The organism is bacterium (assembly GCA_040753555.1).
Taxonomy (GTDB): Bacteria; UBA9089; UBA9088; order UBA9088; family UBA9088; genus JBFLYE01.
In genome coordinates, this window is record JBFMDZ010000029.1 from 1 (window position 1) to 12401 (window position 12401).

Annotated in this window: 13 protein-coding genes; 11 read left to right on the plus strand and 2 right to left on the minus strand. The window is 36.2% G+C overall.

Annotation, left to right across the window (positions count from 1 at the left end):
* The first annotated feature begins 188 nt into the window (after positions 1-188).
* From AB1630_04060 to gmhB, 11 genes are all read left to right on the plus strand, one after another.
* The gene (locus tag AB1630_04060; protein MEW6102984.1) at positions 189-428 is read left to right on the plus strand and encodes an ORF6N domain-containing protein; all 240 of its coding nucleotides are present in this window, start codon (positions 189-191) and stop codon (positions 426-428) included.
* Complete coding sequence (locus AB1630_04065; GenBank protein MEW6102985.1) at positions 395-667, plus strand: hypothetical protein; 273 nt, start codon at positions 395-397, stop codon at positions 665-667. The genes AB1630_04060 and AB1630_04065 overlap by 34 nt, the downstream gene beginning before the upstream one ends.
* Positions 660-1679, plus strand: coding sequence for an anthranilate phosphoribosyltransferase (gene trpD / locus AB1630_04070; protein MEW6102986.1), 1020 nt, complete (start codon positions 660-662; stop codon positions 1677-1679). Before AB1630_04065 ends, trpD begins: the two co-directional genes overlap by 8 nt.
* On the plus strand, positions 1679-2422 hold the full coding sequence (locus tag AB1630_04075) for a M23 family metallopeptidase (protein MEW6102987.1): 744 nt from the start codon (positions 1679-1681) through the stop codon (positions 2420-2422). Before trpD ends, AB1630_04075 begins: the two co-directional genes overlap by 1 nt.
* A 23-nt stretch (positions 2423-2445) precedes the next feature.
* Positions 2446-4689, plus strand: a complete 2244-nt coding sequence (locus AB1630_04080; protein MEW6102988.1) for a tetratricopeptide repeat protein — start codon at positions 2446-2448, stop codon at positions 4687-4689.
* Between the two features lie 166 nt (positions 4690-4855).
* A complete protein-coding gene (locus tag AB1630_04085) occupies positions 4856-5773 on the plus strand; it encodes a thiamine pyrophosphate-dependent enzyme (GenBank protein ID MEW6102989.1) in 918 nt (305 codons plus the stop codon).
* On the plus strand, positions 5745-8300 hold the full coding sequence (locus AB1630_04090) for a pitrilysin family protein (protein ID MEW6102990.1): 2556 nt from the start codon (positions 5745-5747) through the stop codon (positions 8298-8300). The genes AB1630_04085 and AB1630_04090 overlap by 29 nt, the downstream gene beginning before the upstream one ends.
* A gap of 22 nt (positions 8301-8322) precedes the next feature.
* Positions 8323-9900, plus strand: a complete 1578-nt coding sequence (serA, locus tag AB1630_04095) for a phosphoglycerate dehydrogenase (GenBank protein ID MEW6102991.1) — start codon at positions 8323-8325, stop codon at positions 9898-9900.
* Positions 9901-9932: 32 nt separating this feature from the next.
* Entirely contained in the window at positions 9933-10187 is a 255-nt protein-coding gene (locus tag AB1630_04100; GenBank protein MEW6102992.1) for a nucleotidyltransferase domain-containing protein, read from the plus strand.
* The gene (locus AB1630_04105; GenBank protein MEW6102993.1) at positions 10175-10567 is read left to right on the plus strand and encodes an HI0074 family nucleotidyltransferase substrate-binding subunit; all 393 of its coding nucleotides are present in this window, start codon (positions 10175-10177) and stop codon (positions 10565-10567) included. The genes AB1630_04100 and AB1630_04105 overlap by 13 nt, the downstream gene beginning before the upstream one ends.
* Complete coding sequence (gene gmhB, locus AB1630_04110; GenBank protein ID MEW6102994.1) at positions 10564-11112, plus strand: D-glycero-beta-D-manno-heptose 1,7-bisphosphate 7-phosphatase; 549 nt, start codon at positions 10564-10566, stop codon at positions 11110-11112. The genes AB1630_04105 and gmhB overlap by 4 nt, the downstream gene beginning before the upstream one ends.
* 287 nt (positions 11113-11399) lie before the next feature.
* On the opposite strand, the gene AB1630_04115 is transcribed toward gmhB, so the two are convergent.
* The gene (locus tag AB1630_04115) at positions 11400-11816 is read right to left on the minus strand and encodes an iron-sulfur cluster assembly scaffold protein (protein ID MEW6102995.1); all 417 of its coding nucleotides are present in this window, start codon (positions 11814-11816) and stop codon (positions 11400-11402) included.
* 9 nt (positions 11817-11825) lie between these two features.
* Positions 11826-12401, minus strand: a 576-nt coding sequence (locus AB1630_04120) for a WD40 repeat domain-containing protein (protein MEW6102996.1), incomplete at its 5' end; no start/stop codon positions are given.

Below are 12401 nucleotides of genomic sequence, written 5' to 3' on the forward strand. Positions count from 1 at the left end.
TTCCCTTCATTTCTAAAAATTAGCCTTCCTGTCAATAGAAAATAACCACAATTTTAAAAAAGAGACCCTAATTTTCCCAAAAATCCTTTCTTTAGCTAAAAAGATATGGGTAAGTTTCAAAAGCAAATCCTTGACATTTTAAACATTTAACATTATAATAAAGGAAAGTAGGGAAAGAAAAGATAAAAATGGATAATTTAATCCCGAGGGAAAGAATTGAGGCAAGGATTTTTCTTATAAGAGAAAAAAAGGTAATGCTAGACAGAGACCTTGCAGAGCTTTATGAGGTTTCAACAAAAAGGCTCAATGAACAGGTAAGGAGGAATAGAGAGCGATTCCCTTCTGATTTTATGTTTCAATTGACAAAAGAAGAAAAAGAGAAGGTGGTCGCAATTTGCGACCACATGCTTTTACTGAATATGGCGTAGCTATGCTCTCATCTGTTCTTAATAGTGAAAGGGCAATCCAGGTCAATATCCAGATTATGAGAGCCTTTGGAAAATTAAGGGAAATGGCTATAGGTTATGTAGAGCTTAAAAAGAAGATTGAGGATATGGAAAAAAGGTATGATACCCAATTTAAGGTTGTTTTTGATACCCTAAAAAATATGATAGAAATTCCTTCTAAAGAGATAAAAAAGATAGGGTTTAGGGGAAAAAATGATTAAGGAAGCAATTTCAAAAATAGCCTTACAAGAAAATTTAACCCAAGAAGAAGCCTATAATGTAATGGGAGAGATTATGGATGGGAAATGCACGGATTCCCAAATTGCCTCATATATTACAGCTTTAAGGATGAAGGGAGAAACAATAGATGAAATTGCTGGCTCTTGCAAGGCAATGAGGGAGAGGTCAGTTAAAATAGAGGCAAAGAGTGATATTATCCTTGATACCTGCGGAACAGGAGGTGATAGCCTTCATTTATTTAACATCTCAACCATATCAGCCTTTGTTGTTGCAGGTTGTGGCGTGGTTGTAGCAAAGCATGGAAATCGCTCTGTCTCATCACAGTGTGGAAGTGCAGACTTGCTTTTGGGTCTGGGTGTAAATATAAATATTCCAAAAGAGGGTATAGAAAGATGCCTAAAGGAAATAGGAATAGGCTTTCTCTTTGCACCAGCCCTTCATCCTGCTATGAAATATGCCATTGGTCCAAGAAGGGAAATTGGAATAAGGACAATATTTAATATCCTTGGTCCACTTACAAATCCTGCAGGAGCAAGATACCAGATGCTTGGCGTATACGATGAGGCTTTATGTGAAACATTGGCTTATGTTTTAAAGGAGCTTAAGACAATATCCGCCATTGTTCTTCATGGAAGGGATGGTTCTGATGAGGCATCTATATCTGCACCTACAAAGATTACAGAGCTTTATGAGGGAAAAATTAGAAGCTACACAATAGCACCAGAGGAATTTGGTATAAAAAGGGTAAATATTTCTGAAATAAAGGGAGGGGATTCTAAAAAGAATGTTAAGATAGCATTAGAAATCCTTAAGGGAAATAAAGGGCCAAAGATGGATATTATTCTTCTTAATTCAGCCATTGCATTGTTCGTTACAAGAAAGGCAAGCTCAATAAAAGAGGGAATAGAAATGGCAAGAAAATCCATTCTTTCTGGTTCGGCATTAAGAAAACTAGAAGGTCTTCGTAAAATCTCACAAGAATATCCGGCTTAATGTTAATTTTCTTTCTTCTTTTTCTTCTTCAAAAAACCTTTGCCTTGGATGTAGAGCTTTCCAAAACAACATTCAAGATGGGCGAAATACTTACAGTAACCATAAAAAATGCAGATAGCGGAAATTACATATGTTGGCTTGATAATACGCCATATCCATTGTATAGGGTAGGAGATGGCTTGTTAAGGACATTCATTGGATTTGGAACAAACATAAACCCAAAAACCTGCAAACTCTGGGTTGAAAAGGGGAATTTTTCTCCTCAAATTTCAAGTAAGGCTAAAAACAAAATTCTAGCTAAAGCACTCCTTACAGAGACAGAGGAAGAGCTATGGAGGGGTGATTTTATTTGGCCTGTAAAGGGAAGGATAACAGGGGAATATGGTGAAAGGAGGATTTATAAAAAGATAAGTGGCAGCAGTTCTTTAAGCTGGCGTGGAATCCATTCTGGGATTGATATAAGGCAGCAAAGGGGAGCTCCTATTTCTTCGTCAAATTCAGGAAGGGTTGTTATTGCCAGGCGTTTTTCTGGAGAGGGAAATGCTATCCTTATTGACCACGGACAAGGGGTTCTTACATTTTATTGCCATCTTGATAAGATAAATGTTTTTGAGGGCGATTTTGTCCAAAAGGGAGAGATAATTGGAAAGGTTGGCTCAACAGGTCTTTCCACAGCCCCCCATCTTCACTTTGGACTATATATCCACGGAACCCCTGTCAATCCTTTATTTTGGATTAAATAATATAAGTAGATACAGATTTTTCTATGATTATTTTAAAAAAGATAAAAAACCTTGCAGGGTATAAGATTTTCTGCTCTCTTACAGACCATTTAGGCATTCTTCTTCTTTCATTTACAGCCTTTGCTATCCCCCTTTACTATGATTATTCTATAAACAATATCTATGTCCTTCCAAAGGTTGTTTTAATGAGGCATCTTACAATTATCCTTCTTGGTTTATTTTTCTTTCGCACAATTCTTCTTAAGGCAAAGATTGAAAAACCCTGCTTTTTTTATCCCATTCTTTCCTTTTTTATCACATCAAGTATTGCAACAACACAATCTTTAAACCCTTATGTAAGCCTATTTGGTTGTTATTCCAGGTATGAAGGATTAACATCATTGTTAAACTATATTCTTTTATTTTACCTTGCCTTCTTTTTTATTAGAAAAGGCTACCGGGTAAGAATATTTCTTGCATCTTGTGTTATTTCTGGAATTCTTTGTGGTGGATATGGATTTCTTCAGCATTTTAACAAAGACCCAAACTGGCTTGTTGAGATGGGAGAATCATCAACATTTGGAAATAGAAATTTTCTTTCTGCATACCTTGTTTTGCTTTGTCCTTTAAGCTTTTCATTGTTTCTTTTAAGCCTTGATGATAAAATAAAAAAGAAAGCAAAGCCTATTATAAAAATTCTTTTTAATATTGGAAAATTTCTTCAAGCCTCTTTATTTTTCTTATCCTTTCTATTCTTTATTGTTACTATTATTATCATTAGAACCCGTGGTGCCTGGCTTGGTCTTCTGGGAGAGGGAATTTTATTCCTTATTCTTCTTGGAAAAGGGCTTTTTAAAAAAAGATACCTTTACATCCTTATTTTCCTTCTTGTTTCTATTATTCCATTATTTTTCTTTAAAGAGACATCGCCCATTGAAAGGTTTAAGGGAACATTTAAGACTGGAGAAAAGGTAGAGCTTGCAGGCTCTGCCCTTGCCAGGGTCTATATATGGAAGTCAACACTAAAACTTATTTTTCATCACCCCCTTGGTGTTGGTTGCGATAGCCTAAAATTTACTATACCCTTATATCTTTCTCCAGATTATTGGACAATTGAAGGAGGCGTCCTTGATAAAGCACACAATATAATACTAGAAATTGCCGCAACAACAGGCTGGTTTGGAATTTTATCTTATCTTTGGCTATGGATTTCTCTATTTATCTTTGGGATAAAAAATAGAAATATCCTTACAATTGCTATCCTTTCATCATCTATTGGTTATCTTATTCAAAATTTGTTTAACTTTGATCTTATTACATATACATTTTTGTTCTGGTCGGGTTTAGGGGTTATGGGGGGGATAAATAAAGTCAGAGAGTCAGGGGTCAGAGAGTCAAAGAGTCTAATAGGGATTAGGTTAATATTGTTTATTTTTGTTGTTTGTGGGCTTTTTTTTCTTTGGAGGGTTTCAAATATCCAGATTAGCGCAGATAAGGTCTTCGCACAAGCAAGGAATCATGAATCAGCTGGCGATTTAGATGGCTCTATATCTTTATATGAACAAGCATTGTCTTTTCTTCCTTATGAGGAGACATATTTTAGGTTTCTTATTCCACAATATAGAAACAAGATAGGAAAAACAGATGATAAAGAGGCAATTAAAAAAATAATCTTAAGGATTGAAGACGCAATAAGATATGACCCAAACAATACATCATACTATGATACATTGGCTATTGCGTATAAGAAAATGTATGAACTTGGGGATAAGGATGGATTAAAAAAAGAGGAGGAATCATTAAAAAGGGGTGTAGCCCAAAATCCAAATTCACCTGAGACCTGGACAAACCTTGGTGTATTCTATTCTGAGAAGGGAAGGATGAAGGATGCAATAAATACTTACAAAGAAGCATTAAAGTATCAAAAAGAGGGTATTAGAGGAAGGGTGCTTACCTTAAATAACTTAGGAGAGGCATATTTTAGGGATGGGAAGCTAGATCTGGCAATAGAGATGTTTAAAGAATCCATTAAGACAAATGAAAACCAACCAGACATTTACCATTACCTTGCCCTTGTTTATTTTAAAAAGGAGGATTATAAGAATTCTGCAAAGGAATGTGAAAGGGCTGTTTCTTTTTCTCCTGATAATGTTTCCTGGCTAAATGATTTGGGTTCTGCATATTACAAAGCCGGTGAGCTAAATAGGGCAGGGGAGGTATTCAAAAAAGCTATTTCCCTTGATCCTTCTGATGAATATGCAAAAAAGGTTCTTTCTGTGATAGAATAAATGAATGGTTTGCAAACTTTTTGGTTAACAGGTAGTTAGATTAAGGTTAGGAAGCCAGTAAAGGTTTGCTTGAAATTCAATTGATTTTTGGTATAAGGCTAATCAGCATCTTAACCAAACTTATAAAAATATTGACTATAATGTTTTTTGTTGTTAAACTATTTTTATGAATCCAATTACATTAAAATCTTTATCTAAAAAGAAGGAAGGCATTTCATCTGGTCATAGGGTCTGTGCAGGTTGTGGTGAAACGATAGCTACAAGGCAAATCCTCCTTGCCTGTGAAAGGAAAGTTGTTGTTTCCTCTGCGACGGGATGTTTAGAGGTTACAACAACAATATTTCCATATACAGCCTGGAAAACTCCCTTCATCCACTCTGCATTTGAAAATGCCGCAGCAACAATCTCAGGAGCCTATGTTGCTTATATTGCATTAAAAAAGAAGGGGAAGATAAATGAAGATATTGATTTTATAGCATTTGGTGGAGATGGTGGAACCTATGATATAGGTCTTCAGGCATTATCAGGTGTCCTTGAGAGGGGTGATAAAATGCTCTATGTTTGCATAAATAATCAGGCATATATGAATACAGGGATTCAAAGGTCATCTGCAACGCCCTATGGAGCACACACAACAACAGCCCAGGCAGGAAAGAAAGCAATAGGAAAATCACAAGAAAGAAAAGACTTAACAGCCATTGTTATAGCCCATAATATTCCATATGTTGCTCAAGCTATTGTTGGAAATTGGTCTGACCTTGTAAAAAAGGTGCAAAAAGCCCTTTCTTTTGATGGTCCAAGCTTTATAAATGTTTTGTCTCCCTGTCCACTTGGCTGGGGATTTCCATCAAATAAGACAATTGAAATGGGAAAGCTTGCGGCTGAGACAGGGTTTTGGCCTTTATATGAGGTAGAAAATGGCAAATATAAAATAACATATAAACCAAAGGAGAAAAAGGGAATTATTGAATTTATCAAGCCCCAGGCAAGGTTTAAGCATCTATTGGAAAAGATGGATGTTATTGAGGAGATTCAAAGGCGAGTAGATGCAGGATATGAACAGCTTCTTAAGATTGCGTTATAAAACCCTCCTTCTCTTTCTTCTTTCACATTTTGCCTTTCCTTCTGTCTACACCCTGGAAAATGGAATGAAAATAATCCTTGAGGAGAGGCATACAACAGAATTTGTATCTCTACAAGCATTTGTAAAGGCAGGAAGCATCTATGAGGATGAATACATTGGCTTTGGAATATCCCATCTTGTAGAGCATATGCTCTTTAAGGGAACAAAAAAAAGGCCACCAGGAGAGATAGCAGGTGAAATTGAAAAGAGCGGAGGAAGGATAGATGCATCTACCTCTTTTGACAAAACGATGTATAAAATCACCATTCCATCCCAATCCATTTATGTTGCCATTGATATACTTAAAGATGCCCTATTTTTTCCCGAATTTCCAGAAGATGAGCTTGTTAAGGAGAAGGATGTTATATTAAGGGAGATTGAGACAAGGGATAATTCTCCTGAAGATTTTCTCTCAAGATGCCTATTTGCTGAAGCATTTACAACCCATCCTGTTAGATACCCAATAATCGGTTATGAAGAGCTTTTTAAGAGATTGGAAAGGAAAGACCTTATTGCCTATCATAAAGAAAGGTATATTCCCTCTAATATTGCAATTTCTGCCTGCGGAGACTTTGAGGAAAGGGAGCTTTTGAATAAAATAAAGAGGGTATTTTCAAGCATCCCAAGGAAGCAGGAGAAAATCTTAAACATTCCAGATGAACCAAGACAGGTTTCAAAAAGAACCTTTTATGCTGAAAAGCCTTTTAACCTTGCCTATCTTGAAATGGGATTTCATATCCAACCCATTACCCATCCAGATACTTATTGTCTGGATTTACTCTCGGAAATATTAGGCAAGGGAAGAACAGGAAGGCTTTATAGTTCGTTGGTTGATGATAAGGCTCTTGTTTTTGGAATTGAATCTTTCTCTTATACACCAGCATTTCCTGGTCTATTTGTCATTTCAGCAAAGATGCATCCAAATAACCTCAAAATCGCAGAAAAAGAAATACTTTCCGAGATTGAAAGGATAAAAAAGGATGGTGTATCTCAAAAGGAGCTTAACCTTGCAAAGAGAAAGGTTATTGCAGATATTTATTCTTTGCAAGATACCATTGAAAAGAAAACAGGTGTTCTTGGAGAATCATTTTTTGATACAGGTGACCCCTATTTCCTGGATGAATATGTAAAAAATATAGAAGGGGTTAAGACAAAAGAAATAAGGGATGCTGCAAAAACCTATCTTAATTCAAATAATATGACAATTGCCCTTCTTTCTCCAGAAAAATTGAAAGAGAGAGAGGAAAAAATAGCTGTAAAGAGAAGGGAAATAAAAAAGGGAATGCTTCCAAATGGGCTTGTCTATCTTATAAGCCCTTCAAATACAAAAGGTCTTGTATCCATTTATGCCTTATTTAAAGGAGGAAGGCTTGTTGAAAGGCAAGGAAAGGAGGGGATTTCAAACCTTACAGCATCCCTTCTTCTTGCTGGAACAAAAAATAGGGAAAGGAAAGATATTGCCTTTTTTGTGGAGTCTTGTGGTGGAACCATAGGAAGCTTTGGTGGAAGAAATTCCTTTGGAATATCTATTTCTATCCTTTCTGAGGATATTAACAAAGGCTTATCTATACTTAAAGAAATCTTACAAGAACCAGCATTTAAGGAAGATGAGATAGAGAGGGAGAGAAAAAAGACTATACTTTCCCTTAAAAACCGAGGCGACTCCCTATTTTCATCTTGCCTTGATAAATTTCTTTTGACCCTTTATAAGGTTCATCCATATAGGATTTGTGAGTTGGGAACAATGGAATCTATAGGAAGCATTACAAAAAAAGACATCCTTTCATTCTATGAAGATAGGATAATGCCAAATAATATGGTTTTGACTGTATTTGGAGATGTAGAGACAGGGAAAATAGAGAAATCTATAAATAGAATTTTTAAAGGATGGAGAAAGGGAGATTTTTATAGACCAAAGCCATATTTTGAAGCCCAATTGGAGGAAGATAGGGAATTAAAGATAAAGGATGAGAGGTTTTCTCAAGTTGGGATTATGATAGGCTTTCTTGGGAGCCGAATTACAGATGAGGATAGATTTTCCCTTGAGCTTATCTCTTGCATCCTTTCAAGACAGGATGGAAGGCTTTTTAATGCTTTGAGGGAGGAAGAGGGATTGGTCTACTATGCTGATGTCTTTAATATCTTTGGAATTGACCCTGGATGTTTTATAATTTATAGCCAAACATCAAAAGATAATGTAGATTCTGTTTGTGAAAAAATAGAAAAGGAGATTGCAAGGCTTAAGGATGAAGAGGTGTCATCTGATGAGCTTAATGAAGGAAGGACATATCTTATTGGCCAAAAGGAGGTATCTTTGGAAAACAATAGCCAATATGGATTTGAGGTTGGCCTTAATGAGCTTTATGGAATACCTTTTTCAGAAATAGAAAGATACAAAGAAAATCTTTTAAAAATAGATGGAAAGAAAATAAAACAAATAGCAGAAAAATATTTTAATAAAAAAGCCATTGTAATTATTGTTCCATAATAATATATTGTTAGGAGAAAAAATGAAAATATTAGTTTCTGACCCATTACAAGAGGAGGGGTTAAAAATTTTAAGGGAAACAGGGGCAGAGGTGAGCTTAAAAACAGGGATGAGAGAGGATGAGCTTATTAGCATAATCCCTGATTTTGATTGTCTGGTTATCCGCTCTGAAACAAAGGTAACAGCTAAAGTTATTGAGTCAGCAAAGAAGCTTAAAATAATAGGAAGGGCTGGCGTTGGCGTTGATAATATAGATGTAAAGGCAGCAACAAGGAAGGGAATAATTGTTATGAATACGCCAGATTCAAACACAATATCAACAGCAGAGCATACAATGGCAATGATACTTGCTTCCTCAAGAAAAATTCCTCAGGCATATACCTCCCTTAAATCACAAAAATGGGAGAGAAAGCTATTTGTAGGCTATGAGCTATTTTCAAAGACATTGGGCATTATTGGTTTAGGCCGTATTGGAAAGCAGGTTGCCATAAGGGCATCTTCTTTTGGGATGAATATCATTGGATACGACCCATTCCTCTCACAGGATTTGGCAAAGGATTTCAAGATAACCCTAGTTTCCCTTGAGAAGCTCTTTAAACAATCAGACTATATCACCATCCATACGCCATTATCAGAAAAGACAAGGCATCTTATTTCAAAGAGAGAGATAGAGATGATGAAGGATGGCGTTATCATTATAAATTGTGCAAGGGGTGGAATAATAGATGAAGCCGCATTGTGTGATGGGCTTAAATCAGGAAAGATAAGGTCTGCTGCATTGGATGTATTTGAGAAAGAGCCTCCGCTTGACTCACCTTTACTTTCCCTTGATAATTGTGTATTTGTTCCACATCTTGGTGCATCAACCATTGAGGCACAAAAGAGTGTTGGGATAGAGATTGCAGCCCAAATAAAAGATGCATTAGAAGGAAAGGTAAGGAATGCCATTAATCTTCCCCAAATTTCTCCTGATGTTACAAAAAGATTAGGCCCCTGGATTTTTCTTTGTGAAGCCCAAGCAAAATTTTCTTCTCAAACAATAGAGGGAAGCCTAAAGGAGATTAGTGTAGAATATATTGGAGAAATAGAAGATTCTGAAATTCTTCCCCTTACAAACACAATTGTGGTTTTTATCTTATCAAGCCTTCTTCCAGAAGAAAATGTAAACTATGTAAATGCCCAATCTATTGCAGAGGAGATGGGTATAGGTATTTCTTTCTTAAAGTCAAAAGAAAAAACCGATTACTCTGCCTTAATTTCCCTTTCCCTTACAACAGATAAAGAAAAAATTACAACCCAGGCTACATTGTTTAGGGAGAAATTTGGAAAGATTGTCCTTATTGATGATTTTTCTGTTGAGGTCTCTTTAGAGGGGAATATCCTTGTTTTATCCCAAACAGACCAGCCAGGTATAATTGGAAAAATAGGAACAATCCTTTCCGAACAAGGCATAAACATTGGAAACCTCCAGCTTGCAAGAAAGGAAAAGGGAGGTCCTGCCCTTTCTGTATGGAACCTTGATGGAGAGCTTTCTGGGGATATAATTTCAAAGATAAAGGAAATGCCTCAAATTCTTAAGGTAAGGGTAGCTAGTTTATGAATAGCTCCATAATCAAATTAAAGAATTTGGTAATGGATTACCTAAAGGATGAAAAGCTAAAGATAGTCCTTTTTGGCTCTTTTGCAAGGGGAGAAAATTATTCTGGCTCTGATATAGATATTGAAATTATCCCAAAGGAAAAGATTAGTGAAAAAAAGATACCATTGCTTAGGGAGAGGATAGAGGATTTGAATATCCCTTATAAGGTTGAGATAGTAAATTTGGATGAAACATCAATGGATTTCAAAAATCTTGCTTTAAAGGATGCTATAGTATGGAAAGATTAAGTTTGAAATATAAAGATTTCCTTAAGGCATTAGAAACCCTTAAGGATATTGTTAAAGAGCCATTTTCAATTATCGTAAGGGATGCCTCTATTCAGCGTTTTGAATATACCTTTGAGGCATTATGGAAATTCCTTAAGGAATACCTTAAAGAGAAAGAGGGTATTATTTGCAATTCTCCAAAGACATGTTTTAGAGAGATCTTTGGTTTAGGGTTTTTAACCGAGGAGGAAACAATTACATTCCTTGATATGACCGATAGAAGAAACGATACATCACATACATACAAAGAGGAGGTAGCCTTGCTGATTTATAGCAAAATAAAGGGGTATTCCTTATTGATGAAAGGCTTGTTAGCCAAATTTGAAGGCAAAATTCAATGATTCCTCCCTGTGTATTTTTAGACAGAGATGGCGTGATAAATGAGGAGCTTTTTGACTACATTAAGAAAAAGGAGGATTTTAAGCTCCTTAAAGATGCAGGAAAGGCAATTAAGCTATTGAATGAAAATGGGATTTTGGCAATTGTTATTTCAAATCAGGCAGGTATAGGAAAGGGGTTATATAGCAAAAATGAAGCAGAAAAGATAAATTCTCTAATGAAGGAGGAGCTGGCAAAGGAGGGAGCAAGGCTTGATGCCGTATATTATTGCCCACACCATCCAGATGATAAATGCCCTTGTAGAAAGCCAGAGATAGGGATGTTTAAAAAGGCATCATCTGATTTTTCTTTTAAATTAGAAGATTGCTGGATGATAGGCGATAAGATGCAAGATATAGAGGCAGGAAAAAGGGCAAATTGCAAAACCATTCTTGTCCTTACAGGATATGGAAAAAAGATGCTAGAGGAAAAAGAAAATTGGCATTTTAAGCCCGATGTTATTGCAAATAACCTATACAGCGCGATAAATTTAATCCTTAAAAAGTAACTACTTAAGGTTTTTTGTATGTGTTTAGGTAGACGAGAATAAGATGGGGAAAGGAACTTAAAATAAAGCACTAAATCCAAATATCAAAAAATGTCCAATTTCCAAATCCAAATGTCCAATAAATGTCCAATGACTCAATGTCCAATATCAAATTTTAAGCATTGGTCATTGGGATTTGGGATTTTGTTTGTCATTGGGATTTGGTCATTGGGATTTTATTTGTCATTGGGGATGAGGATTTATTTACTTTGTGCCTAAATATAGGACAGCTGAACACATACTAACATTCATAAACACATACCATTATCAATGTGGTTGGGATAGCCCTTGATCCCATCATTTAACACCTTCATTGCCATTTTGAAATGTTTTAATCCTTCCTTGCTTTTACCACCAAGGGCTTTTATAAATTCTTTTTCAGAAATATTTTCTATTTCATCAAGCCTTTTGTTTCTTACTAAATCGCATAGAATATCGCCTGCAACAAACATAGCCATATCGCAACCACCACATTCAAAGCTAATATCTTCAATTTTTTCTTCCTTGATTCTTAAATAAAAAAATATGTGATCCCTTCCTCCCCTGCAGGTTCTATCATCCGCTGTTAAATTTGCTCCCTCTAATACGCCAAGGTTTTTCTTTCTAAACCTTTCTTTAAAATATACCTCTAATGGGTCAGGGCTTTGGGTAGCTTTTTGTTTCATCCATTATCCCTATCCAGTAAGAAGATTACATACAAGCTCGGGTTTATTGAATTCCTCACTGACAATTGGGTCATCTACGAAATAGAAGACAATCTTATCTACCAAAGAGAAGAACCTGCCAAAATTACCCTCTCCTATGTAATATCCTTCAGGGGTGAATGAGACCCAATCTTTATCCCTTGCTGCAAAAGCAATGATTTCTTTCCCATCTGAGATTCTAAAGAAACGAATAGTCCCATCATCTGACCCTGAGATAAGAATCCTGCCATCTGGACTGATGACTACTGACCAAACCCAGCCTGTATGCCCCTCTAATCTCTGGATAAGCCTGCCCGTCTTTGTCTCCCAGAGACAAATGGTTCTATCATCTGACCCTGAGGCAAGGATATTTCCATCTGGGCTAAAAGCTACTGACCTAACCCAATTTGTATGCCCCTCTAATCTCTGGATAAGCCTGTCCGTCTTTGTCTCCCAGAGACAAATGATTTCATCATCTGACCCTGAGGCAAGCATGGCTCCATCTGGACTGATGGCTACTGAGAAAACCCTGCCTGTATGCCCTTCTAATCTCTGGATAAGCCTGCC